Consider the following 23,723-nt stretch of genomic DNA (forward strand, 5'->3'; position numbering starts at 1 on the left):
TGCGGCATATGTGCGACCGGCCTACCGTGACCGTCATGGGAGCAGCGGTGGAGCTGGACGTGGGCGGACGGGCCGTGAGGCTGTCCAACCCGGACAAGGTGTACTTCCCCCGGAAGGGCTACACCAAGAGGGACGTGGCCGAGTACTTCCTGGCGGTGGGGCCCGGCGTCACCCGCGCCCTGAACCACCGGCCCACCACCCTCCAGCGCTTCGTGGACGGCGTCGAGGGAGACTTCTTCTACCAGAAGCACGCCCCGAAGAACCTCCCGGAGTGGATCCCCACCGCCCGGGTCGCCTTCCCCAGCGGGCGGACCGCCGACGAGATCTGTCCGACCGAACTCGCCGCCGTCGTCTGGGCCGCCAACCTCGGCACGCTCACCTTCCACCCCTGGCCGGTGCGGGCCGGGGACACCGATCACCCCGACGAACTGCGCATCGACCTGGACCCGCAGCCCGGCACCGACTACGCGGACGCCGTCACCGCCGCCCACGAGCTGCGCTCCGTCCTGGAGGACCACGGGGTGCGCGGCTGGCCCAAGACTTCCGGCGGGCGCGGGATGCACGTCCTCGTCCCCATCGAGCCCGCCTGGACCTTCACCGAGGTGCGGCGCGCCACCATCGCCGCCGGGCGCGAACTGGAGCGGCGGATGCCCGACCGGGTGACGACCGCCTGGTGGAAGGAGGAGCGCAGGCAGCGGATCCTCGTCGACTACAACCAGGCCGCCCGCGACCGCACCGTCGCCTCCGCCTACTCCGTACGCCCCTTCCCGCACGCCCCGGTCTCCGCCCCGCTGCGCTGGGAGGAGATCGACGACGTCGAACCGCGCGACTTCGACATCCGCACGATCCCGGTGCGTTACGCCGAACTGGGCGACGTCCACGCCGATATGGACCAGGAGGCGTTCCGGCTCGACGGGCTGCTGGAGCTGGCCGACCGGGACGAGAGGGAGCGCGGCCTCGGCGACCTGCCGTACCCGCCGGAATACCCGAAGATGCCCGGCGAGCCCAAGCGCGTCCAGCCCAGCCGCGCCCGCCACGACGACGATGACGACCGGGGCGACCACGGCGGGAAGACGTGAGCGGGAGCAGCGAGAGGCACGGGGCCCACGGCCGTCCTCCGTCGCCGCGTGAGCGCTGGGAGGCGTACAAGAACAGTCCCTTCCTCCCCGCGACCGTCCTCGTCCTGATCGTCGCCGCCGCGGCCGGCCTCTTCGCCGGCTCCTACACGTACGCCATGGCCAACCCCACCCCGCACCGCATCCCGGCGGCCCTGGTCGCCGAGCCCGAGGTGCGCGGCGGCCGGGAGTTCGTCACCGGGATGGAGAAGGCGCTCCACGCCTCGCTCGCCCTGCGGGAGTATCCGGATGACGCCGCCGCCCGGCGGGCCCTCGACGAGCAGAAGGTCTTCGCGATCGTGCGCGCCTCCGACGGCGGCGTGGCGCTCGACGTGGCCGGGGCGTCCGGGGCGTCGGTGGCCGAACTCCTCGGCAAGGCGGCCGTCGAGGTCGGCGACGCCACCGGGACGGAGGTCACGGTGGAGGACGTCAAACCGCTCCAGCGGGGCGATCCGCGCGGCCTCGCCCTCTTCTACATCTCGCTGGCCGCCGTGATCATGGGCTTCCTCGGCGCGATCCAGCTCAGCGTGCACGCCCGCGGTCTGAACCCGGCCGAGCGCATCGCCTTCACCGTCGCCTACGCCCTGCTCGGCGGCTTCGCCGTCGCGGCGGCGGTGGACTGGTGGCTGGGGGCGGTGGACCTGCCGTTCGTCCAGTCCTGGCTGATCCTGGCGTTCACGATGTTCACCTCCGGCATGGTCTTCACCATGTTCAACACCCTGATGGGCCGCTGGGCGATGATCCCCACCTGGGGCGTCATGGTGCTGCTCGGCAACCCGTCCTCGGGCGGCGCGGTGTCCTGGCCGCTGCTGCCCTCCGCGCTCGGCCACATCGGCCGCTGGCTGCCGCCGGGCGCGTCCGTCAACGCCCAGCACACCGCCGTCTACTACCAGGGCCACCAGTTCGTCTTCCCCTACCTGGTCCTCGCCGGGTGGGCGCTGGTCTCCTGCACGGTGTTCTGGGTCTGGCGGCACCGGCACCCCGGTGGCCGCGCCCGCACGCCGGAGCATGCGGCCGCGGCCACCTGAGCCCTTCTCCCTGCGGCCTACAGCTCCTGGATCCGGATGTCGCGGTAGGAGATGACGTCCGAGACCCCGTGCACCTGGAGCCCGATGTAACCGGAGGCGAACCGCCGGCCGTCGGTGCCCGGGTCGTCGCCCCGCGGCGGCTCGAAGAGCTGACCGCGGGTGTTGTCGAACTCGTTGATCAGGACGCCGTTGCGGTAGACCTCGTAGTGCTGGTCGACCACCCTGATCTCGTAGTCGTTCCAGGCGCCCTTGGGCGTGACCCCGGCGCCGCCGAGCCCCACGCGGTCGAAGCCGTAGACCGAACCGGTCTTGTACATGTCGCCGTCCGGCCGGTCGTTGATCTGGATCTCATGGCCGTACTTGATGGCGACCCACTCCGGCCGGGGCTCCTCCGGGTGGTCGTGGACCTTCGGGAAGCGGACGAAGACCCCGCCGTTGGCGTTGCCCGGCCCCGGGGCGTCGTCCCGCCACTGGAGCTTCAGCGAGAAGTCGCCGTAGCCACGGGTCGGCAGCCAGAGCATGCCCATCCCGTCCACGGTGGTGGAGCTGGTGATCGAGCCCTCCTCCTCGTTCAGCCCGAACGCGCCGCCGCCCACGTGCTGCCACTTGGCGAGCGAGGCCGCCGTGCCGTCGAAGAGTTTGGTGTACCCCTCGACCTGGCCCGGCGTGCCGATGCCCGACTGCTTGGCGGCCCGGTAGATCGCCCGGCGCTCGCGCAGGTCGATGACGCCGTCGGCCTTCAGCCTGTCGATCACCGAGGCCACGTGCTTGAGGAACAGCGCGTGGGAGGACCAGTCCTTCTCGTCCTCGATCAGCTCGTTGATCGTGCAGCGGTTGCGGGTGATCCGGTTCGGGACGCCCGTGTCGACCGTGCCGACGAAGACGGTGTGCCGCTCGTCGAACTCCGCGCAGTTCGGGGCGGGAACCCCGCCGCCCTGCGCGACGGTGAACGACACCTTCTTCGCCTCGGAGGTGTTGCCCGCCTTGTCGGTCGCCCGGTGGGCGAGCGAGTGGTAACCGACCCGGTCCACGATCACCGGGGCGGTGTAGGCCAGGTAGGGCCCGCCGTCGAGGCTGTACTCGACCTTCTCCACGCCCGAGTCGTCGTCGGTCGCGGTGACGGCGGCCTTGGCGCTGGTGATGAACGCGCCGTCGCTGTTCCTGTCGCCCTCCACCGTCACCGAGGTCTCCGGAGCCGTCCGGTCCTGCGAGGGCGGCTCGACCACGGTGAAGCCGACGGACTTCTCGGCCGCCACGTTGCCCGACCGGTCGGCGGCCCGGTAGCGGACCGTGTGCTCGCCGAGCTCGTGGACCATCACCGGTGCGGTGTAGGGCTGCCACGCGCCGTCCGCGCCGAGCGCGTACTCGACGCTGTTGACGCCGGACCCGGTGTCGGACGCGGTCACGGTGACCGTCGCCATGCCCAGGTACGCGCCCGCGCCGTCCTTCTCGCCCGAGACGGTCGCCGAGGTGTCCGGTGGTGTCCTGTCGTCGGTCGGCGGCGCGGCGACCGCGAAGTCGACCGATTTCTCCGCGGCCGTGTTGCCCGCCTTGTCGGTGGCGCGGTAGCGGACGGTGTGGTCGCCCACCGTGTTCACCACGACGGGGGCGGTGTAGGGCTGCCACGCGCCGTCCGCGCCGAGCGCGTACTCGACGGTGTCCACGCCGGAGCCGGCGTCGGCGGCCTCGACGGTGACGGTGGCCTGGCCGATGTACGCGCCGGCGCCGTTGCGGTCTCCGTCCACCTTCGCCGAGGTGGCTGGGGCCTCGGTGTCCTCGCCGCTGCCCTCGGTGACGGTGAGGATGCCCTGCATCATGCCGTGGCCGGGGATGGTGCAGTGGTAGAAGTACCGGCCGGGCGACAGCGTGACCTCCACGCTGTGCTTGCCGCCCGAGGCGTCGCCCGGGTTGGCCAGGATGTTCAGCTGGACGTCGTCGTTGAACTCCGGGTCCGACACGCTGAACGTCAGCGTGTGCGGCATGCTCGTCGTGTTCCCGGTGGCGGTGCTGTTCTCGAAGACGATGGTCGCCCTGCCGGCCACCGCCGTCTTCGGCGCGGACAGATAGCGGTCGATCGGGTCGCCCGCGGTCCAGGTCAGCACCTGATCGGCGGCGGTCGCCGGGGGAGCGTCGTCCCCCTTGCCGTACGCGGCCGTCGAGGTCAGCCCGAGGACCATGAGGAGGGAGGCCAGCAGGGCCGCCCAGAAGCTCGGCGGACGACGCCGCCCGCCTGCGAGGCAGGGATGGTGTCTCACTTCGCCGCCGCCTTTCCGACGAGATCCGCGGCGGCCGGCGTCGCGCCGCCGCCCTTGTACGACACGCGCCACAGCGCGGACTTGGAGTCGGAGGTGAAGAAGCCGCGCCCGTAGTCCAGGACGTACAGCGAACCGTCCGGGGCGAACTTCCAGTCCATCAGGTTGCGGATGCCGTCCGCCCCGACCGGGATGATCTTCTTCAACGACTCGGCGTGGGTGGGCAGTCCGCCCTTGCCGACCGTCCTCGGGTCGGTGAGCACGGCGTGCCGGGGCTGGGTGTCGTCGTAGAAGTCGCCGACGAACCACTTGCCGTCCCAGTAGGCCGGCCACTTGGCGGTCGACTCGCTCCGCGCGTCGTAGCGGTAGACCGGGCCGTTCATTGTGGCCTGCCCGCCGCCCTTGAGCCAGGGCAGCAGCTGCCTGCCCTCCTCCGGCTTGTAGCTCGGTACGCCGTCGGCGTCGCGCGGGTAGTCGACCCCGCCGCCCTGCGGGGAGTACCAGATGGTGTTCGGGGTCACCGGCGGCAGCTTGACCAGGCCGTCGTTGTTCGGCGACTCGTTCTTCGGGGCGTCGCAGTCGTACCAGCCCAGCGGCTTGGCCGGGTCGGGCAGATTGCGGTCCCGGTAGGGCTGGTTGTTGCCCATGCAGTACGGCCAGCCGTGGTTGCCCGCCTTGGTGATCGCGGCGAACGTGTCGTACTTCGCCGGGCCCCACGTGGTGGACGGCGAGCCCGCGTCGGGGCCGACCCAGCCCGCGTACAGCGTGTCCGTCGCCGGGTCGATCGAGATCCGGGCCGGGTTGCGCACGCCCATCACGTAGATCTCGCCGCGCGTCTTCCCGCCGCCCTCGTCGGGCTCCTCGCCGGTGAAGAGGTTGCCCTCCGGCAGGGTGTACGTGCCGTCGTCCTCCGGGTGGATCCGCAGGATCTTCCCGTTGAGGTTGTTGGTGTTGCCCGCCGTGCGCCGAGCGTCCGCGAAGGAGACGCCCTTGTAGTTCGGCTGCGGGTTGTTTCCGGAGTAACCACCGCTGAACCCGGAGGAGTTGTTGTCGCCGGTCGCGATGTACAGGTTGTCCTCCGAGTCCCACGCCATGCCGCCGCCCGCGTGGCAGCAGCTGTGGATCTGCACCGGCCACCCCAGCAGCACCTTCTCCGAGGCCGGATCCAGCTTGCCGGTCGCGGAGTCGAAGGTGAAGCGGGAGACCTGGCGGGTCGCCATGCGCTTGTCCCGGTCGATCTTCGCGTGCGGGGTGTAGTGCAGGTACACCCACCCGTTGGACGCGAAGTCCGGGTCCAGCTCGATGCCGAGCAACCCCTCCTCGACCTTGACCAGTTCGTCGCCGCCGCCCTTGTTGCCGAAGACGTCGAGCGCGCCCGCCAGGGTGACCTTCCCGGTCTTCGGGTCGTAGACGTGGATCTCGCCCCTGCCCTTGCCGATGTCCGGGTCGTTCCAGTCGGTGACGACCGGGACCGAGCTGTCGGCCCCGCCGCGCCCGATGTAGAAGACCCGCCCGTCCGGGGCGGTCACCAGGCCGTGCGGCTCGCCGATCTGGTCGTTCCGGCCCGGCTGATTGGGCTGGGTGACCCGTTCGGCGGTGTAGTTGGAGGTGATCGTCGCCTTGCAGTCGGCCTGCGCGGTCCGGTTCGTCCAGGAGAGGGCGCCGCGCAGATGGTCGCGGAAGTCGGTCTCCGCGAAGCTGTCCGCCGTACCGCCCATGGCCGTGTAGAAGGACCGGCCGCCGTCGTAGTCGCGGCACCAGGAGACCGGGTGGTCCCAGCCGTTGGCGCTCTCGCCCGGCTTGTACGTCGACTCCCGTACGCGCGCCACGGTGTGGACGTCACCGGACGGGTTCTTCGTCCAGTTCAGCCACGTGTCCGGGCGTTTCCACTCCAACGGCAGGTTCTTGGTGGCCGGGTGGACCCGGTCCCCGATCTCCACGGTGGCCCGCTGTACGGACGCCGGGCTCTTCGCCGCCGGGCGGGCCCCGACCAGACCGGTGAACCAGTCGGAGTACGGCTCGGTGCGCGCCGCGTCGTGGATGCCGAGGAAGCCGCCGCCCGCCTCCATGTACGCCTCCAGGCCGGCCTCCTGCGCCGGGTCGAGGACGTCGCCCCCGCCGGTCAGGAAGACGACGGCGTGGAAGGAGCCGAGCCGCTTGCCGTTGGTGAAGACCCTCGGGTCGGCGGTGGCCACGGTGGTGAACCGCTGGGCCTCGGGGCCGGAGAGTCCGATCTTCTCGATCGCCGCGATCCCGGCGTCGGTGTAGGGGGCCTCCTCGCCCGCCGACGCGTGGAACACCAGCACCTTGACCTGGCTCGCCGCGCCCGGCGGAGACGGCAGCGACAACGTTGTCGCCATCTTCTCCACCAGGGCTCGGTCCGGCGACGTGTCCGCGTTGGCCGGGCCGCCGGACCCCAGCATGGACACGGTCAGTGCGCCGGCCGCCACGGCCGCCGCGAGGCCGCGTCGCGATCTGGACCGGTGATGTGATGCGCGCTGCATGTGGTCACCCACCCCTCTGTGGTCACCGCACCTCTCGGTGACTGTGGCTTGCTCGCTCTTCGTCGGTGCCTCTCGATTCACCGGGACAGCGCACGAAGCTAGACCTCTTTTCGCGGTCCGCCAATAGGTACGGCGGCAATCGAACGAACTTTGTCCTGGGTGTGGATAAACGGAGGCGCCCCGGCTACGGTGTGGCCCGTTCCGGCGATCCCGCGGCCCTCGCCCCGTGACGGCGGGGCCATCAGTTTCCTTACCGGAGTGGGGAGTTCGACATGGACCGAAGGACCTTCAGCCGACGGATGCTGGCCGGTGGCGCCGCGGCGGCGGCGACCGGGGTGACATCGTTGTCGCTCGGTGCGGTGGAGGCGAGCTCCGCCGAGATCCCGCCCCGCACGGCTCCGGCCGGGGGCGTGGTGCGCCGACTGAAGGTGTACGCCGAGAAGTTGCCGGACGGTCAGCTCGGCTACGGCTTCGAGAAGGGCAGGGCGTCCATCCCCGGCCCCCTCATCGAGCTGAACGAGGGCGACACGGTCCACATCGACTTCGAGAACCTCACCGACGCCGACGCCAGCCTCCACGTCCACGGCGTGGACTACGACATCGCCAACGACGGCACCCGGATGAACAGGAGCCACGTCGAGCCCGGCGGCACCCGGACGTACACCTGGCGCACCCACGCCCCCGGCCGCCGCGCGGACGGCACCTGGGAGCCGGGCAGCGCGGGCTACTGGCACTACCACGACCACGTCGTCGGCACGGACCACGGCACCGGCGGCATCCGCAAGGGGCTCTACGGGCCGGTCATCGTGCGACGCAAGGGGGACATCCTGCCCGACCGGACGTTCACCATCGTCTTCAACGACATGACGATCAACAACAAGGCGGCCCACGACAGCGTCGACTTCGAGGCCACGGTGGGCGACCGGCTCGAAGTCGTGATGATCACGCACGGCGAGTACTACCACACCTTCCACATCCACGGTCACCGCTGGGCCGACAACCGCACCGGTCTGCTGACCGGTCCCGGCGACCCCAGCCCGGTGATCGACAACAAGATCTGCGGACCCGCCGACTCCTTCGGCTTCCAGTTCATCGCGGGCGAACGCGTGGGGGCGGGCGCCTGGATGTACCACTGCCACGTCCAGAGCCACTCCGACATGGGGATGGCCGGACTGCTGCTGATCAAGAAACCGGACGGCACGATCCCGGGGTACGAACCGCACCACCGCACGGCCGGCGGCGCGGAGGGGAAGGCGGGGGAGAAGGCCGCGGGCTCCGGCGCGCACCAGCACTGACCGCCGCCCTCCCGCGCCCCGGGGCCGCTCCGGAAGGGGCCGGGACCGGTCAGGGGCCTCCGGCGCCCCCGGACCGTACGCGCCCGGCCCGCCCGCATCCGGTGCGCACGGGCGACGCGCCGGTCCAACGCTTCGTCCCGGCCCCCGCGCGCTGTCTAACCTGGCCGCATGACGGACGCGATCACCGCCGGACGCGGCCCCCGCCGGGAGGGCCGGAGCGGGGCCCCACGGCCCCGGCGGTGGATCGCGTCCCGCCCGGCTCCGCGCGGACTGCGGCCCTCGGCGCCCGGTGCGAGACTCGGAACGAGAGGTACCGCCCCGCCGCCGCACGGCGAGCGGGGAGGCCCGGACCGACCGAGGAGCACACCATGATCAGTCCCGTCTTCCTCGACGGAGCGCCCGACTGGATCGATCTCGGCACCCCCGACCTCGACGGGGCCGCCGCCTTCTACGGGGAGCTGTTCGGCTGGGGCCTGATCCCCGGCGGCCCCGAGGTCGGCGGCTACGGGATGTTCACTCTGGACGGCCGGTACGTCGGCGGGGTGATGACAGTGCCCGAGGACCAGGCGCCGAGCGCCTGGTCCGTCTCCTTCCAGTCACCGGACGTGGCCGCCACCGCCGCGGCGGTGGAGCGGGCCGGCGGCAGCGCCGCCTTCGAGCCGATGGACGTCCTGGACTTCGGCTCCATGGGCGGCTTCACGGACCCGGCCGGCGCGTACTTCGGGGTGTGGCAGCCCAAGGACCACCCCGGCTTCGGGGTGGTCCAGGAGCCGAACTCGTTCCTCTGGGCCGAGCTGTACACCCCCGACGTCCCGGCGGCGGCCGCGTTCTACCACCGCGTGTTCGGCTGGGGGACCGAGGAGCTGGAGATCGAGGGCGCCGACTCCGCATACACCACGGCCCACCCGGCCGGGGCGGGCCCGGACGCGTCGTTCGGCGGGCTGGTCAGGATGGGGGACGTTCCCGCCGAAGCGGCCCGCGGGCCGCACTGGCTGCCGTACTTCGCCGTGGCCGACGTCGACGCCACCGTGGCCGAGGCCCGGCGGCTCGGCGGCACGGAGGCACTGGCCGCGCTGGAGGTGCCCGGCGTCGGCAGGATGGCCAACGTGGCCGATCCGTACGGGGCGGTCCTCGCGGTCATGAAGCCCGAGCCGAGGCGGTAGCCGACCGGCGGGTTGATGAATCGTTGATCGGCTGTTTATGGCCACCGGGCACCGTGTGCTCCATGCTGATCAACACCGTGACCGACGACGCGCTCGCCTGGCAGGAGACCGCGTTGTGCGCGCAGGCCGGGCCCGAGTTCTTCTTCCCGGCCCCGGGCAGTTCGACCCGCGAGGCCAAACAGCTCTGCAACGCCTGCGAAGGGCGGCTGGCCTGTCTGGAGTACGCCCTCGCCAACGACGAGCGGTTCGGCGTCTGGGGCGGGCTGTCCGAGAAGGAGCGCGAACGGCTGCGCAGGGACGGGCGCGACCGGAACTGACCGCTCTCGGCCGCATCCCGGGCCCGTGACCGCCGTGGGAGGCGGAGTCCGCCCGGCCCCGTCGAGCCACCGCCGCACCACCGCCCGCCCCCGCCGCCCCGCTCCGCCGCCGTACGCGAAGGGGCGTCCGCGGAGGCCGCCGAGGGGCGGTGCGCCGGGGCCCGGAGACCGGTGGGGGCACCGGAGGAACCGGGTCAGGCGCGGCCGCGCGCCACCATCCGGGCCTTGCGGGCGGCGAGCTTCTCGTCGAACTTCGACGCCTCGCTGTCCAGCCCGCCCATGTACAGGCCCAGCTCCTCCTGCGCCTTCGCGCCCTCGGGGCCGAGCCCGTCGATGTCCATGACCTTCAGGAAGCGCAGCACGGGCTGGATCACGTCGTCGTGGTGGATGCGCATGTTGTAGATCTCGCCGATCGCCATCTGCGCGGCGGCCCGCTCGAAGCCCGGCATGCCGTGTCCGGGCATCCGGAAGTTGACGACGACGTCGCGCACGGCCTGCATGGTCAGGTCCGGGGCCAGCTCGAAGGCGGCGCCCAGGAGGTTGCGGTAGAAGACCATGTGGAGGTTCTCGTCGGTCGCGATCCGGGCCAGCATCCGGTCGCAGACCGGGTCGCCGGACTGGTGGCCGGTGTTGCGGTGCGAGACGCGGGTGGCCAGCTCCTGGAAGGCGACGTACGCCACGGAGTGCAGCATCGAGTGCCGGTTGTCCGACTCGAACCCCTCCGCCATGTGCGCCATGCGGAACTGCTCCAGCTTGTCCGGGTCCACGGCGCGCGAGGTGAGCAGGTAGTCGCGCATCACGATGCCGTGGCGGCCCTCCTCGGCGGTCCAGCGGTGCACCCAGGTGCCCCAGGCGCCGTCGCGGCCGAAGAGGGAGGCGATCTCGTGGTGGTAGCTGGGGAGGTTGTCCTCGGTGAGGAGGTTCACCACGAGGGCGATCTTGCCGATGTCGGTGACCTTGGACTGGTCCGCCGCCCACGCCTCGCCGTCCTCGAAGACGCCGGGGAAGTTCCGGCCGTCGGAGAAGGGGACGTACTCGTGGGGCATCCAGTCCTTGGCGACCTTGAGATGGCGGTTGAGTTCCTTCTCCACCACCTCCTCCAGCGCGTACAGCAGTTGGGCGTCGGTCCACGCCTTCGAACTGCCGAGGTGGGGAGAGGTGATCGTCACGGGGAGCTCCTGGGGACGGGAGGATTACCTACGGCTTCGTAGGTTACGTGACCGTAGGTTAAGGCGACCGTAAGGCCAAATCCAAGCCCGTCCCCGCCGCCGCGCCGCTGCACAGTGTGATCGCCGCAGGTGGGATGGGGTGTGAAGGTTCGTCGAGGGCCCCTGGAAGGCCGTCTTTCAGCGGCCGGACGTCGCTGCCCCCGCCCCCGGATCCCGGCGGAGGTACCGGCCCGTGACGGACGCCGGATGCGCCAGCAGATCGGCGGGCGTCCCCGCGAAGACCAGCTCCCCGCCGCCCTTGCCGCCGTCCGGGCCGAGGTCGATCACCCAGTCGGCCCGCTTGACCACCTCCAGGTTGTGCTCCACGCAGATCACCGTGTTCCCCGCGTCGACCAGCCGGTCCAGCAGATCCACCAGCGCGCCCGTGTCCGCCAGGTGCAGCCCGGCCGTCGGCTCGTCCAGCACATACACGCTGGAGGTGCGGTGCAGCCGGGTGGCGAGCTTGATGCGCTGGCGCTCGCCACCGGAGAGCGTGCTCAGCGGCTGCCCGAGCGCCAGGTAGGTGAGGCCGACCTCGTCGAGCGTCCGCAGCTTCCGCAGCAGCGCACGGTCCTCGAACACCTCGGCCGCCTGTGCCGCTGTCATCTCCAGGACGTCCACGATCGACCGGCCGGCGAGGCGGTGCTTCAGCACGTCGTCGTGGAACCTGCGGCCCTCGCACTCCGGGCAGGCCGTGGTGACGGGGTCCATGAACGCCAGGTCCGTCGAGACCGCCCCGCGCCCCGAGCAGGTGGCGCACGCGCCGGCGGAGTTGAAGCTGAACAACCCGGCGTCCACGCCGTTCTCCCGGGCGAACGCCTTGCGGATGGCGTCCAGCGCCCCGATGTACGAGGCCGGGGTGGAGCGCGACGAGGCGGCGATCGGGCTCTGGTCGATGACGACGGCCTCCGGGTGGGCCGCCGTGAACACCCGTGACACCAGCGTCGACTTGCCCGACCCGGCCACCCCCGTCACCGCGGTCAGCACCCCGGCCGGGAACGCCACGTCCAGATTCTTGAGGTTGTGCAGGTCCGCCCCGCGCACCGGGAGCCACCCGGCGGGGGAGCGGACGGCCTCCTTGACCGGGGTGCGGCGGCGCAGCGACCGGCCGGTGAGCGTATCGGCCTCGCGCAGGGCCTCGAACGGCCCCTCGAAGACGACGCGCCCGCCGTCGGCGCCGGCTCGCGGCCCCATGTCGACGACATGGTCGGCGACCGCCATCACATCCGGGTCGTGCTCGACGACCAGCACCGTGTTGCCCTTGTCGCGCAGCCGTACCAGCAGATCGCCCAGCCGCCCCACATCGCGCGGGTGCAGGCCGACGCTCGGCTCGTCGAAGACGAACGTCAGCCCGGTGAGCGAACTGCCCAGGTGGCGCACCATCTTGAGCCGCTGCCCCTCGCCTCCCGACAGGGTCGTGGTCTCCCGGTCCAGACTCAGGTACCCGAGGCCGATGCCGGTCAGCCGCTCCAGCCGCTCCCGGGCGGCGGCCGCGATCGGCCCGCCCACCGGGTCGTCGATCCGCTCCAGCACGCCGATGAGCTCGGAGACCTCCATCCGTCCGTAGTCGGCGGGCGAGAGCCCGTCGATCCGGGTGGCGAGCGCCGCCGCGTTCAGGCGCGCTCCGCCGCAGGCCCCGCACACCCGGTCCATGGTGAACCGGGCGGCGGCCTCGCGCCGTTTCTCGGACAGCGAGGCCGTGTCGCGCTTGAGGTACAGCCGCTCGAAACGGGTCACGACGCCCTCGAACCTCATGTCCGCCGACCCGGTCCGCAGGTCGAGGCGGACGGTGAACCCCGAACCGTGCAGCAGCAGCCGGCGCTCCTCCTCGCCGAACTCGGCCAGCGGCAGGTCGTTGTCGAAGCGCCCGGACCCGCCGTACAGGCTCCACTCCCAACTGCCCACCGACAGGCCGGGCAGCAGCAGCGCCCCCTCGTTCAGCGACTTCGACCAGTCGATCGCCCGGTCGAGATCCAGGTGGACGGTGCGCCCCACCCCGTCGCACTCCGGGCACATCCCGGCGGGGTCGTTGAACGAGTACGCGGTCGCCCCGCCCGCGCTCGGCGTCCCGCACCGGGAGAACAGCACCCGGATCACCGACCAGATGTCCGTCGCCGTGCCGACCGTGGAACGGGCGTTGCCGCCCAGCGGCTTCTGGTCGATCACGACGGCCACCGACAGGTCCTCGACGGACTCGACGTGCGGACGCTCGTACTTCGGCAGCCGGTTGCGCAGGAACGAGGTGAACGTCTCGTTCAGCTGCCGCTGCGATTCCACGGCGACGGTGTCGAAGACGACGGACGACTTGCCGGAACCGGAGACGCCGGTGAAGACGGTGATCCGGCCCTTGGGGATGCGGAGGGAGACGTCGCGCAGATTGTTCTCACGCGCGCCCGTGATGACGATGTCGCGGTGCGCGGAGCCGGAGGCGGCCGGCTCCGCGCCGTGCTCGTACGGGGGAAAGCGGTTCATGGCCCCGACGCTAGGCGGGATACCCGACAGCTTCCGTCGCCTTTTCCCGGGCGTTTCACCAGCGGGCTCAGCGGCCCTCGCGCACCGCCCCCGGCCCCGTGTCCCGCAGTCCGCCGTCGAGCCGGAGCCACCGGGTGATCCCGATCGACTCCAGGAACGGCACATCGTGGCTCGCCACGATCAGCGCCCCCTCGTACGCCGCCAGCGCCTCGGTGAGCCGCCGTACGCTCGCCAGGTCGAGGCTGTTCGTCGGCTCGTCGAGCAGGAGCAGGCGGGGCGCCGGATCGGCCAGCAGCAGCATGGCCAGCGTCGCCCGGAACCGCTCGCCGCCCGACAGGGCCGACGCCGGACGGTCCGCCGCCGCCCCCTTGAAGAGGAACCGGGCCAGCCGGGCCCGGACCGCGTTCTCCGTACGGTCCGGAGCCGAGCGGGCCACGTTCCGCGCCACGGACGCGTCGTCGTCCAGCACGTCCAGCCGCTGCGGCAGGAACCCCGTCGCCACCGACGTGCGCACCTCGCCGGAGAGCGGTGTCAGCTCGCCCGCGATCGTCCGCAGCAACGCCGTCTTGCCCGCCCCGTTGCGCCCGGTCAGCGCGATCCGCTCCGGCCCCCGCACCGTCAACCCGCCCCGCAGCGGCGGGCCGTACGGCGGCGCCGGATCGCGCAGCAGCAGCACCTCGCTCCCCGGATGGACCCGGGTGCCCGGCAGCTCGATCCGGATCTCCTCGTCCACCCGCACCGCCGCCTCCGCCTCCTCCAGGCGCTGCTCGGCCGCCGCCAGCCGCTCCGTGTGCAGGATGCGGTGCTTGCCCGCCGAAACCTGGGCCGCCCGCTTGCGCTGCCCCATCACCACCTTCGGCTCGCGCCTGGTGTCCCACATCTTCTGCCCGTAGCGCCTGCGGCGGGCCAACGTGACGTGGGCGGCGGACAGTTCGCGCTTCTGCCGTTGCACGTCCGATTCGGCGACGCGCACCATGCGCCGCGCCGCCTCCTGCTCGACGGCCAGCGCCTCCTGGTACGCCGACAGGTTCCCGCCGTACCAGGTGACCGAGCCGTCGCGCAGGTCCGCGATCCGGTCCACCCGCTCCAGCAGCTCACGGTCGTGGCTGACGACGAGCAGTACGCCGCTCCAGGCGTCGACCGCGTCGTACAGGCGGCGACGGGCGTACGCGTCCAGGTCGTTCGTCGGCTCGTCCAGCAGCAGCACCCCGGGCCGGCGCAGCAGCAGGGGGGCCAGCCGCAGCAGGACGCACTCGCCGCCCGACATCTCCCCGACGGTGCGGTCGAGCCCGATGTGCCCGAGGCCGAGCCCGTCCAGAGCGGCGAGGGACCTCTCCTCGACGCCCCAGTCGTCGCCGATCACCGCGAAGTGCTCCGCCCGGACGTCGCCCGACTCCACGGCGTCCAGCGCCGCGCGCCGGTCCGCGATCCCGAGCACCTGATCGACCCGCAGCGCGGTGTCCAGGACCGCGGTCTGCGGGAGATGGCCGAGCTCGCCGCGGATTCTGACCGTCCCGGCACTCGGGGCGAGTTCACCGGCGATCAGCCGCAACAGGGTGGACTTGCCGCACCCGTTGAGTCCGATGAGCCCGGTGCGGCCGGGGCCCACGGAGAGGTCCAGGCCGGTGAAGACCTCGCCGCCGCCGGGGTGGCGGAAGGAGAGGGAGGTACAGCTGATATGGGCGGTGGCGGCAGGCATGCGGAACCCCCGTGGACGTCGAGGAGGACGAGGACGGCTGACAGCTGAGATCGCACACGGGCGCCGGGGCCGCGGCAGGGCGCGGCGGGCGCTGCACGGTGTGCACAGGACCTCAGATCAGCAACGTCCCACTCCGATCGACGACGACAGGGACCGTCACGAAGGCAGGGCCGGGAAGCGGGCCGGGCAAGGGGATTTACGGCGAGGTCAGCGGTCCTCGCCCAGCAGGCCGCTCAGGCCCCGGTCCACATCCAGGTACAGGTGCTCCTCGCCCTCCGGCACCAGCTCCCGCGCCCGCTCCAGGAAGCGCCGCAGCTCCTCGGTGCGCACATGGACCATGGCGATGCCCTCGGGGGCGTGGAACTCCAGCACGGTCCGGTCGTACCCGAACGGCCGCACCCGCACGTCCCCTTCTCCCGCCGGGTCGTCCACCCCGGCGGCCAGCAGCTCGCGGGAGAACTCCCAGGAGACCTCGGTGCCTTCCAGGGTCGCCGGGGCGGGGAACGCCATGCGGACGGCGAAGGGGTACTCCCGGTCGTAGCTGAGCATGGCGGGCAGGGTCTCCATCCGCGGGGCGGACGCGACCATGCGAGCCTGCACGGACTGCTCGATAACGCTGGACAAGACCTGCTCCCTCTCGCTGCTGGGTGAACGGTTCCCGGCACTGGAGTAGACGACGGAACCCTTCGTTTCGTGCACCGACGCGCGGCGTGAGCTGCGTCACCGGTTCCGGCCGGTCCCGCCGCGCCTCCGCGCCCCCGCTCTCCTGCCCGCTCGGCGGCGACGCACCCTGGACGCGCCGGAACCCGTGGGCTAGCTTCCTGCGCCATGAAGGCGATGGGGAACACGAGACGGCTGATGGCACTGGTGACCGGCGGGGCGGCGCTGGCCGCCGCACTGGTCGCGCCGGGCGCGCACGCTGCGGGGGGCCACGGCGGGGAGGCGGCCTCCACGAAGCCCGCCGTCCGCGGCCCGCTGCCCGGCTGGAAGCTCACCGACACCGGCACGGAGTCCCGCTTCCGGGGGCTCGCGGCGGTCAGCCGCAGCACCGCCTGGGTCGCCGGGTCGAAGGGCACGGTCCTGCGCACCGGCGACGGCGGCCGGAGCTGGCGCGACGTGTCGCCGCCGGGGGCCGCCGAGCTCGAACTGCGGGACATCGAGGCGTTCGACGGGAAGCGGGCCGTCGCCCTGGCCATCGGCGAGGGCGAGGCGTCCCGGGTCCTGCGCACCGAGGACGGCGGGGCGACCTGGACCGAGTCCTTCCGCAACACCGACCCGCGCGCCTTCTTCAACTGCCTGACCTTCTTCGACAGCCGGCACGGCCTCGCCGCGGGCGACCCGGTGGACGGCAGGTTCCGCCTCCTGTCCACGGCGGACGGCGGCCGCTCCTGGCGGGTCCTGCCGAACGCCGGGATGCCCGCCGCCCTGCCGGGCGAAGCGGGGTTCGCCGCGAGCGGCCAGTGCCTGGTCGGCTCCGGTCCGAAGGACGTCTGGCTGACCACCGGGGGAGCGGAGACCGCCCGCGTCCTGCACTCCCGGGACCGGGGGCTTACCTGGACGGCGAGCGCCTCGACCCTCCCGGCGGGCGATCCGGCGCGCGGCGTCTTCGCCGTGGCCTTCCGCGACCGGGGCCACGGCATCGCGGTCGGCGGCGACTACCGCGCCGACCAGCCATCGCCCCGGGCCGCCGCGGTGACCGGGGACGGCGGCCGGACCTGGCGGCAGGCGGCCACGCCGCCGCCCGCCTACCGCTCCGGCGTCGCCTGGCTGCCGCACAGCCGCACCGCCGCCCTGGCCGTCGGCCCGACCGGCACCGACCTCACCCTGGACGGCGGGCGCACCTGGCGGACGGTCGACCCCGGTTCGTACGACACCGTCGACTGCACCCCGGACCTGGGCTGCTGGGCGGCGGGCGAGAAGGGACGGGTGGCCCGGCTGGGATTCTAGGACGTGTTGCGAAAGAAGCGTCGTCCGCCCGGGAGGGCGGGCGTCGCCGAGCAGGCGGGACTTCCGAAACACGCCCTGGGGCCGCCGGGTTCCTCGTAGGGCGGCCCCACCAGCGGAGCCGCCCTACGAGGCGTCCAGCACCTCGCGCAGCCGCTCGGCGAACTCGTCGGGCTTGCCCGGGTAGCCGAACTCTCCGTCGATGAAACCGGCGTGATGGCTCGGGAAGACGGTCACCCGCTGCCCGAGCAGTTCGGCGGCGGCGACGGACGTCCGCCCGGTCTGCACCGTCCGCGACTCCTCGCCCACGGCGATCACCACCCGCGTGCCCGCCGCGGCGATCGCCCCGGAGTCCGGCCGGTGGTCGCCGACCGCCCAGGACCAGTCGGACAACAGCGGGTCCTCCCGGGAGCCGTCGTCCTCGGTGGGCATGCCGAACGCGGCGGGATCGGGCGCCGGCCGGGCGAAATACGCCTCGGTGAACTCGCCCTCCCACGAGGTCATCGCCACGAACGCGGCCATCCCGGCGCCCCATCCGCGCGCCTCGTACGCCTCCCGGACCCCGGCCCGCGCCCGGACGGCCGCGGGGCCGTCCGGGGTGAGCGTGATGAGCGGCGGCTCGTGCGCGACGAGGGTCGCCACGTCGGCGGGGTGGCGCGCCACCAGGGCGAGGGCGGCGACCGCGCCACCGCTGCTGGCGAACATCTCGACCGGCCCGGCCCCGAGCGCCTCGACGACGGCGTGCACGTCGTCGGCCAGCATCTCGGGCGTGTACTCCACCCGGCCGTCCTTGCGGGTGGAGCGGCCGAGCCCCCGGGGGTCGTAGGTGACGACGGTCCGGTCGGGGAAGCGCGCCGCCAGAGCGGCGAACCCGGTGGCGTCCATGGGGTGCCCGATCAGGACCAGCGGCGGGCGGCCGTCGGCGGTGGGCAGGGGGCCGCGCACGTCGTACACGAGGTCGGCGCCGGCTGTGGTGAGGATGTAGGTCTCCATACCCGTGCAGACCGACCCCGCCCCGAAAACTCATCGGTGGCGGGGCGCCGTCCGCTACGGCAGCCGTTGTCGGTGGGGGGCGAGCTCCGGCGCGGTCCTGGTGGCGATGAACTCGGTGATCCGGTACGCGCACACGCCGTGCGCCGCGAACGGGTCGGCCGCCGCGATCCCCTCGATCGCCGCCCGGTCCTCCCCGACGGCCAGGATCACCCCGCCGTCCCGCGGGTTCTTGCGGCCCGACGCGATGAAGACGCCCGCCGCGTACTGTGCGTCGAGCCACGCCATGTGCTCCGCCATCAGGGCGTCGACGCGCTCGACCGGCGCGGTGTAGGTCAATTCGAGTACGAACATGATCGTCAGGCTACGGGATGCCGAACGCGGCGAGGATGGACTCCATGGCCGCGAGCGGCAGCGCGGGCCCCTCCGCCGCGGCCTCCGGATCCCGCGCCACCAGCAACCGCGCCCCCGGGTCCGGACGGTCCGCATCCCGAGGTGCGCGGACTCGGCGCACGCCCGCAGGAGCACGGGATCGTCGAGCGACCGCATCACCCAGGGCGGCGGGCGGAGGATGTCGTCGGGGCCCACATGGCGATCGATCGCCGTCCGTTGTTCCTCGGTCGACTCCGGGCGCAGGGAGACCCCGAGGCGGACCGCCGGGGAGCCGTCGGAGGCGAGGTCCGCTCTGTCCCTCGCGCCGGTATGCGGAGAGGCCCGTGCCCGGCACACCCCCCCGGACCTGCGGCCCGGCGGCGCCCGTGGTCGCGGGGCGGTCCCGGCGGCGCATAGGCTTCCCGGTATGACGAGCTCCCCCGCCCCCGCCCACGAGACCCCCGCCGACGAAGCCGAGGGCCGGGCGGTCCAGGACCGGCTGCGTGAGCGGGTGATCCTCGACGAGGTGGGGCCGGAGGCGGGAACGGGACTGGTCACCGGGGTGGACGTGGCCTACGACGAGGAGAAGGACGTCGTCGTCGCGGCGGCCGTGGTGCTGGACGCCGCGACGCTGGAGACGGTCGAGGAGGCCACCGCCGTCGGCAGGATCGTCTTCCCGTACGTGCCCGGCCTGCTGGCCTTCCGGGAGATCCCCACGGTGCTGGAGGCCCTGGCGGAGCTGAGCGTCGACCCCGGCCTCGTCGTCTGCGACGGCTACGGTGTGGCGCACCCGCGCCGCTTCGGACTCGCCAGCCATCTGGGCGTGCTCACCGGCCTGCCGGTGATCGGCGTCGGCAAGAACCCGTTCACGTTCACCTACGAGGCCCCCGGCCCCCGGCGCGGTGACTCCTCCCCGCTGCTGGACGGCGACGAGGTGGTCGGCCGGGCGCTGCGCACCCGGGAGAGCACCAGTCCGGTCTTCGTCTCGGTCGGCCACCGCATCAGCCTCGACAACGCCTGCGCCCACACGCTCCGCCTCGCGGGCCGCTACCGGCAGCCGGAGAGCACCCGGCGGGCGGACGCCCTGTGCCGTCGGGTCCTGCGGGAGGCGACCGCCTGAACGGGCCCGCTCCCAAGGGCGTCCCCGGGCGGCGGTAGCGCGCCCCCTCAGGGGACGCGCGTGGAGGCCGCCGGCCTTGTTCCTGCTGCTCGGAGCGGTCGCCGCACCGGCGTTCGCGCGCGGCGGCGGCCCCGTGGGGGCCGTCGTCCTCCCGGCGCTGTCCGTGCTGTTCGCCGCCGTGAACCCGACCCTGCTCTTCCCGCACCGCCCCGGGCCCCGCGTGGGCGGGCGACCGCCGCCTGACGTCCCGGGCATGGAACAGTCCTGCAACTGAGTACGCGTACGGATGGCATGAATCCGTACAGCTGGGCAGGCTGAACACATGAACGCCACTCGCACAGCCGTCCGCCCCGTGTCCTTCGACCCGGCCCAGCGCCGCATGGCTCTCGGCATGCTTCTGGGGAGCGCCGCCGGGCTCGTCTGGCTGGGCGCGATGCTCTACACGGTGGCCGGCTGGATCTTCTGACCCTCCCGGCCCGCTCCGAGGTCCGGAGCGCCCCGGCCGCGGCGCCCGAGGCCCGCGGTCAGCGCGTCGCCGCCACCCGGAACCGCAGCCCCGCCGCCGTCAGCCGCTCCAGGAGCGCGTCGCCCATGGCCACCGCCGTGGTGACCTGCCCGAAGGTCTCCGGCAGTTCGTCCAGCGCCAGGCACACCGCCGATTCGGCCAGGATCTTCGCCGTCTCGCCGTACCCGGGGTCGCCGCCGGACACCTCGGTGAACACGCGCCGCCCGCCGCCCTCCCCGACGAAGCGGACGGTGAACCAGCTCCGCTCCCGGCGCGCCTCGTCCGGCCCCTGCCCCGCCTCGTAACGCCCCATCAGCCACTCCCGTACGCCTTCCACCTGCGCGGCGGCCACCAGCGCGCCGATCGCCACCGGGGCGGCCAGGGCCATCGGCAGCGTCTTGACCGAGGCGAAGTGGCGGTAGCCGAAGTCGGGTCCGTACCGCTCCAGAGCCCGTGCGGAGCGGCCCACGATCGCCGGGTCCACCGTCGGCAGCGGCAGCGCCCAGGTGCCGACGGCTCCGTTGAAGTGCGGTGGGCCCGAGGGCGTGCGGACCCGCCGGCCCACCAGGCGCGGTTCGTGCAGCCGGCGTTCGCGGGCGGCGGCCAGCATCTGCGGCCCCCGGCCGATCGCGGTCAGCGCGGAGGCGAACGTGCCGCCCGAGAACACCGCGTCGGTCCGCACGAAGCCGTCCACGCTCAGCGGCACGCCCTCGGGAAGCTGCTTGACGGTGAACCAGACGCCGAGGTCGTGCGGTACCGAGTCGAAGCCGCAGGCGTGCACGAGGCGCGCCCCCGTCTCCCGGGCCCGCGCGTCGTTCTCCAGGTACATCCGGTCGATGAACTCCGCCTCGCCCGTGAGGTCCGCGTAGTCCGTCCCGGCCTCCGCGCAGGCGGCGACGAGCTTCTCGCCGTAGCGGATGTACGGCCCCACCGTCGAGGCCACCACCCGCGTGGAGGCGGCCAGTTCGGCCAGTGCCTCCGCGTCGTCCGCGTCCGCCTCCACCAGGGGCAGCTCGGCGCAGGCGGGGTCGATCGCGGTGAGCCGCTCGCGCAGCGCCTCCAGCTTGTCCCGGCTGCGACCGGCCGCCGCCCAGCGGAGTCCGGCGGGGGCGTGGGCCGCCAGGTACTCGGCGGTGAGCGTCCCCACGAAACCGGTGGCGCCGAAGAGGACCACGTCCAAGGGGCGTGACGCGTCGTTCTGCCTGTTCACGAGTACCTCCGCTGGAAGCCGTTGCCGACATGGCAGGCAGAGGGTAGCGGAGAGCGCCGTGGCGACGTCCGGCCGGGCGGACCCGGTACGAGAGGATCGGAGCAAAGAACTAAGCGCTTGCTCGCCCCGAGGGGTTGTGCGGAGCCGGGCCCGTTCTTAGCATCACTGATGTTACATCGGTTGTGTCACACCCTTGGGGGATCACAGATGGCGAAAGGCCCAACACCCGGGCACGGTCCGCTGACCGGTGTCCGGGTCGTGGAGCTGGCGGGCATCGGACCCGGGCCGTTCGCCGCCATGCTGCTGGCGGACCTCGGCGCCGACGTCGTCCGCGTCGACCGGCCCGGCGGCCCGGGACTCGGCATCGACCCGGCGTACGACATCACCAACCGCAACAAGCGCTCCGTCCTCCTGGACCTCAAGAGCGACGAGGGGCCGGCCCGCGTCCTCGACCTGGCCGAACGCGCCGACATCCTCATCGAGGGCTACCGCCCCGGAGTGGCCGAACGGCTCGGCGTCGGCCCCGACGCCTGCCTCGCCCGCAACCCGGAGCTCGTCTACGGGCGGATGACCGGCTGGGGGCAGGACGGCCCGCTGGCCGAGCGCGCCGGGCACGACATCGCCTACCTCGCGCTCACCGGCACCCTGTCCATGATCGGCAAGCCGGACGAGCCGCCCACCGTCCCCGCCAACCTGGTCGGCGACTACGCGGGCGGCTCCCTCTACCTCGTCGTCGGCGTCCTCGCCGCCCTCCAGCACGCCCGCGCCCACGGCGAGGGACAGGTCGTCGACGCCGCCATCGTGGACGGCGCCGCCCACCTCGCCTCGATGATCCACGGCATGCTCGCCGCCGGCAGCTGGCAGGACCGGCGCGGCGCGAACCTGTTCGACGGCGGCTGCCCGTTCTACGGCACGTACGCCACCTCCGACGGCGGCCACATGGCGGTCGGCCCGCTGGAGGGACGGTTCTACGCGGAGTTCGTCCGGCTCCTCGGCATCGCCGACGCCTTCCCCGACCGCTGGGACCTCGCCCGCTGGGACGACCTGCGCGCCGCCGTCACCGCACGCTTCCTCACCCGTACGCGCGCCGAGTGGACCGAGGTCTTCGACGGCACCGACGCCTGCGTGGCCCCCGTCCTCTCGCTCACCGAGGCCCCGCACCACCCGCACCTCGCCGCCCGCTCCACCTTCGTCGAGCACGGCGGACAGATCCAGCCCGCCCCCGCACCCCGCTTCTCGGCCACCCCCGTCTCCGTCCGCAGCGGACCCGCGCGGCCGGGCGCCGACACGGACGCCGTCGCCGCCGACTGGGACGTACCGGGGCTGCGGCCCCCCTCTCACGACTAGGAGACCCCGTGCAACGGCAGATCTTCACCGAGGAACACGACGCGTTCCGCGAGACCGTCCGGGCCTTCCTGGCCAAGGAGGTCCTTCCGCACTACGAGCAGTGGGAGCAGGACGGCATCGTCTCCCGCGACGCCTGGCTCGCCGCCGGACGAGCCGGACTGCTGGGCCTCGCCGTCCCGGAGGAGTACGGGGGCGGCGGCAGCGACGACTTCCGCTACAGCGCCGTCCTGGCCGAGGAGTTCACCCGCGCCGGGGCCGCCGGACTCGCGATCGGCCTGCACAACGACATCATCGGCCCCTATCTCACGGGCCTGGCCACCGACGAGCAGAAGCGCCGCTGGCTCCCCGGCTTCTGCTCCGGCGAGACCATCACCGCGATCGCCATGACCGAGCCGGGCGCGGGCTCCGACCTCCAGGGCATCCGCACCACCGCCGAGGACAAGGGCGACCACTGGCTGCTCAACGGCTCCAAGACCTTCATCTCCAACGGCATCCTCGCCGACCTGGTGATCGTCGTCGCGAAGACCACCCCGGACGGCGGGGCCAAGGGCCTCTCCCTCATCGTCGTCGAACGCGGCGCGGAGGGCTTCGAGCGCGGCCGCAACCTCGACAAGATCGGCCAGAAGTCCCAGGACACCGCCGAGTTGTTCTTCAACGACGTCCGCGTCCCCAAGGAGAACCTCCTCGGGACGCGCGACGGCGCGTTCCTCCACCTGATGACCAACCTGGCCCAGGAGCGCATGGGCATAGCGGTCGCCGGGATCGCCGCCGCCGAACACCTGCTGGAGATCACCACCCGGTACGTCAAGGAGCGCGAGGCGTTCGGCCGCCCGCTGGCCAAGCTCCAGCACATCCGCTTCGAGATCGCCGAGATGGCCACCGAGTGCGCCGTCACCCGCACCTTCCTCGACCGGTGCATCGTCGACCACTCCGACGGGGTCCTGGACGCCGTCCACGCCTCCATGGCCAAGTGGTGGGCCACCGAACTGCAGAAGCGCGTGGCCGACCGCTGCCTCCAACTCCACGGCGGTTACGGCTACATGAGCGAGTACAAGGTCGCCAAGGCGTTCACCGACGGCCGCATCCAGACCATCTACGGCGGCACGACCGAGATCATGAAGGAGATCATCGGCCGCTCGCTGCTCGCCTGACGCCCCTCCCTCCGCCGTCCCACACCCCCGA

Annotated in this window: 20 protein-coding genes; 11 read left to right on the forward strand and 9 right to left on the reverse strand. The window is 72.6% G+C overall.

Annotated elements, in window-relative coordinates:
* Positions 1 to 35 precede the first annotated feature (35 nt).
* Positions 36 to 1,079 carry a non-homologous end-joining DNA ligase gene (gene ligD / locus AMK24_RS19985; protein ID WP_242435194.1) on the forward strand — a complete coding sequence of 348 codons (1,044 nt, stop codon included), beginning with the start codon at positions 36 to 38 and terminating at the stop codon, positions 1,077 to 1,079.
* Positions 1,076 to 2,143, forward strand: a complete 1,068-nt coding sequence (locus tag AMK24_RS19990; RefSeq protein ID WP_073770162.1) for a hypothetical protein — start codon at positions 1,076 to 1,078, stop codon at positions 2,141 to 2,143. The genes ligD and AMK24_RS19990 overlap by 4 nt, the downstream gene beginning before the upstream one ends.
* 17 nt (positions 2,144 to 2,160) lie before the next feature.
* Here the strand turns inward: AMK24_RS19990 and AMK24_RS19995 are convergent, their stop codons facing one another.
* Positions 2,161 to 4,320: an OmpL47-type beta-barrel domain-containing protein gene (locus AMK24_RS19995; RefSeq protein WP_242435208.1), complete on the reverse strand. Its 2,160-nt coding sequence runs from the start codon at positions 4,318 to 4,320 to the stop codon at positions 2,161 to 2,163.
* A gap of 74 nt (positions 4,321 to 4,394) precedes the next feature.
* Complete coding sequence (locus AMK24_RS20000; RefSeq protein ID WP_242435195.1) at positions 4,395 to 6,899, reverse strand: ThuA domain-containing protein; 2,505 nt, start codon at positions 6,897 to 6,899, stop codon at positions 4,395 to 4,397.
* 272 nt (positions 6,900 to 7,171) lie between these two features.
* On the opposite strand from AMK24_RS20000, the gene AMK24_RS20005 reads away from it, so the two are divergent.
* The 3 genes from AMK24_RS20005 (at position 7,172) to AMK24_RS20015 (ending at position 9,674) form a co-directional block, all read left to right on the forward strand.
* Entirely contained in the window at positions 7,172 to 8,194 is a 1,023-nt protein-coding gene (locus AMK24_RS20005; protein WP_073770165.1) for a multicopper oxidase domain-containing protein, read from the forward strand.
* 368 nt (positions 8,195 to 8,562) lie between these two features.
* Entirely contained in the window at positions 8,563 to 9,357 is a 795-nt protein-coding gene (locus AMK24_RS20010; protein ID WP_073770166.1) for a VOC family protein, read from the forward strand.
* Positions 9,358 to 9,419: 62 nt separating this feature from the next.
* A complete protein-coding gene (locus AMK24_RS20015) occupies positions 9,420 to 9,674 on the forward strand; it encodes a WhiB family transcriptional regulator (RefSeq protein ID WP_073770335.1) in 255 nt (84 codons plus the stop codon).
* 194 nt (positions 9,675 to 9,868) lie between these two features.
* Here the strand turns inward: AMK24_RS20015 and AMK24_RS20020 are convergent, their stop codons facing one another.
* The 4 genes from AMK24_RS20020 to AMK24_RS20035 form a co-directional block, all read right to left on the reverse strand.
* Positions 9,869 to 10,843, reverse strand: a complete 975-nt coding sequence (locus tag AMK24_RS20020; protein WP_073770167.1) for an acyl-ACP desaturase — start codon at positions 10,841 to 10,843, stop codon at positions 9,869 to 9,871.
* A 177-nt stretch (positions 10,844 to 11,020) separates the two neighbouring features.
* A complete protein-coding gene (locus tag AMK24_RS20025) occupies positions 11,021 to 13,354 on the reverse strand; it encodes an ATP-binding cassette domain-containing protein (protein WP_073770168.1) in 2,334 nt (777 codons plus the stop codon).
* A 67-nt stretch (positions 13,355 to 13,421) separates the two neighbouring features.
* Positions 13,422 to 15,053, reverse strand: coding sequence for an ABC-F family ATP-binding cassette domain-containing protein (locus AMK24_RS20030; RefSeq protein ID WP_073770169.1), 1,632 nt, complete (start codon positions 15,051 to 15,053; stop codon positions 13,422 to 13,424).
* Between the two features lie 207 nt (positions 15,054 to 15,260).
* A complete protein-coding gene (locus tag AMK24_RS20035) occupies positions 15,261 to 15,677 on the reverse strand; it encodes an SsgA family sporulation/cell division regulator (RefSeq protein WP_073770336.1) in 417 nt (138 codons plus the stop codon).
* A gap of 234 nt (positions 15,678 to 15,911) precedes the next feature.
* Between AMK24_RS20035 and AMK24_RS20040 the strand changes: the two genes are divergently transcribed.
* Positions 15,912 to 17,000, forward strand: coding sequence for a WD40/YVTN/BNR-like repeat-containing protein (locus AMK24_RS20040; RefSeq protein ID WP_073770337.1), 1,089 nt, complete (start codon positions 15,912 to 15,914; stop codon positions 16,998 to 17,000).
* A 123-nt stretch (positions 17,001 to 17,123) separates the two neighbouring features.
* Here the strand turns inward: AMK24_RS20040 and AMK24_RS20045 are convergent, their stop codons facing one another.
* Together AMK24_RS20045 and AMK24_RS20050 are read right to left on the reverse strand one after the other, a co-directional pair.
* Complete coding sequence (locus AMK24_RS20045) at positions 17,124 to 17,990, reverse strand: alpha/beta fold hydrolase (RefSeq protein WP_073770170.1); 867 nt, start codon at positions 17,988 to 17,990, stop codon at positions 17,124 to 17,126.
* Positions 17,991 to 18,044: 54 nt separating this feature from the next.
* Positions 18,045 to 18,341 (reverse strand): YciI family protein, encoded by a 297-nt coding sequence (locus AMK24_RS20050; RefSeq protein WP_073770171.1) that lies wholly within the window; start codon positions 18,339 to 18,341, stop codon positions 18,045 to 18,047.
* A 445-nt stretch (positions 18,342 to 18,786) separates the two neighbouring features.
* Between AMK24_RS20050 and AMK24_RS20055 the strand changes: the two genes are divergently transcribed.
* The 3 genes from AMK24_RS20055 (at position 18,787) to mmpA (ending at position 19,945) form a co-directional block, all read left to right on the forward strand.
* Positions 18,787 to 19,479, forward strand: a complete 693-nt coding sequence (locus tag AMK24_RS20055) for an endonuclease V (protein WP_073770172.1) — start codon at positions 18,787 to 18,789, stop codon at positions 19,477 to 19,479.
* A 76-nt stretch (positions 19,480 to 19,555) separates the two neighbouring features.
* Positions 19,556 to 19,753, forward strand: coding sequence for a hypothetical protein (locus tag AMK24_RS20060; RefSeq protein ID WP_073770173.1), 198 nt, complete (start codon positions 19,556 to 19,558; stop codon positions 19,751 to 19,753).
* 48 nt (positions 19,754 to 19,801) lie between these two features.
* Positions 19,802 to 19,945 carry a morphogenic membrane protein MmpA gene (gene mmpA, locus AMK24_RS34255; protein WP_199876459.1) on the forward strand — a complete coding sequence of 48 codons (144 nt, stop codon included), beginning with the start codon at positions 19,802 to 19,804 and terminating at the stop codon, positions 19,943 to 19,945.
* A 58-nt stretch (positions 19,946 to 20,003) separates the two neighbouring features.
* On the opposite strand, the gene AMK24_RS20065 is transcribed toward mmpA, so the two are convergent.
* Positions 20,004 to 21,194, reverse strand: coding sequence for a saccharopine dehydrogenase family protein (locus tag AMK24_RS20065; protein ID WP_073770174.1), 1,191 nt, complete (start codon positions 21,192 to 21,194; stop codon positions 20,004 to 20,006).
* A gap of 207 nt (positions 21,195 to 21,401) precedes the next feature.
* On the opposite strand from AMK24_RS20065, the gene AMK24_RS20070 reads away from it, so the two are divergent.
* Complete coding sequence (locus AMK24_RS20070; RefSeq protein ID WP_073770175.1) at positions 21,402 to 22,541, forward strand: CaiB/BaiF CoA transferase family protein; 1,140 nt, start codon at positions 21,402 to 21,404, stop codon at positions 22,539 to 22,541.
* Positions 22,542 to 22,549: 8 nt separating this feature from the next.
* The gene (locus tag AMK24_RS20075) at positions 22,550 to 23,692 is read left to right on the forward strand and encodes an acyl-CoA dehydrogenase family protein (protein WP_073770176.1); all 1,143 of its coding nucleotides are present in this window, start codon (positions 22,550 to 22,552) and stop codon (positions 23,690 to 23,692) included.
* The last annotated feature ends 31 nt before the right edge of the window (positions 23,693 to 23,723 follow it).

Source organism: Streptomyces sp. CB02366 (genome assembly GCF_001905905.1).
Taxonomy (GTDB): domain Bacteria; phylum Actinomycetota; class Actinomycetes; order Streptomycetales; family Streptomycetaceae; genus Streptomyces.

What these genes read in the sequence shown, in the direction of transcription:
- AMK24_RS20005 (WP_073770165.1), top strand. Translation starts at nt 7,172, where the DNA reads ATGGACCGAAGGACCTTCAGCCGACGGATGCTGGCCGGTGGCGCCGCG.
- AMK24_RS20030 (WP_073770169.1), bottom strand. Translation starts at nt 15,053, where the DNA reads ATGCCTGCCGCCACCGCCCATATCAGCTGTACCTCCCTCTCCTTCCGC.
- AMK24_RS20025 (WP_073770168.1), bottom strand. Translation starts at nt 13,354, where the DNA reads ATGAACCGCTTTCCCCCGTACGAGCACGGCGCGGAGCCGGCCGCCTCC.
- mmpA (WP_199876459.1), top strand. Translation starts at nt 19,802, where the DNA reads ATGAACGCCACTCGCACAGCCGTCCGCCCCGTGTCCTTCGACCCGGCC.
- ligD (WP_242435194.1), top strand. Translation starts at nt 36, where the DNA reads ATGGGAGCAGCGGTGGAGCTGGACGTGGGCGGACGGGCCGTGAGGCTG.
- AMK24_RS20015 (WP_073770335.1), top strand. Translation starts at nt 9,420, where the DNA reads ATGCTGATCAACACCGTGACCGACGACGCGCTCGCCTGGCAGGAGACC.
- AMK24_RS20070 (WP_073770175.1), top strand. Translation starts at nt 21,402, where the DNA reads ATGGCGAAAGGCCCAACACCCGGGCACGGTCCGCTGACCGGTGTCCGG.
- AMK24_RS20010 (WP_073770166.1), top strand. Translation starts at nt 8,563, where the DNA reads ATGATCAGTCCCGTCTTCCTCGACGGAGCGCCCGACTGGATCGATCTC.
- AMK24_RS20050 (WP_073770171.1), bottom strand. Translation starts at nt 18,341, where the DNA reads ATGTTCGTACTCGAATTGACCTACACCGCGCCGGTCGAGCGCGTCGAC.
- AMK24_RS20000 (WP_242435195.1), bottom strand. Translation starts at nt 6,899, where the DNA reads ATGCAGCGCGCATCACATCACCGGTCCAGATCGCGACGCGGCCTCGCG.
- AMK24_RS19995 (WP_242435208.1), bottom strand. Translation starts at nt 4,320, where the DNA reads ATGGTCCTCGGGCTGACCTCGACGGCCGCGTACGGCAAGGGGGACGAC.
- AMK24_RS20040 (WP_073770337.1), top strand. Translation starts at nt 15,912, where the DNA reads ATGGCACTGGTGACCGGCGGGGCGGCGCTGGCCGCCGCACTGGTCGCG.
- AMK24_RS20055 (WP_073770172.1), top strand. Translation starts at nt 18,787, where the DNA reads ATGACGAGCTCCCCCGCCCCCGCCCACGAGACCCCCGCCGACGAAGCC.
- AMK24_RS20045 (WP_073770170.1), bottom strand. Translation starts at nt 17,990, where the DNA reads ATGGAGACCTACATCCTCACCACAGCCGGCGCCGACCTCGTGTACGAC.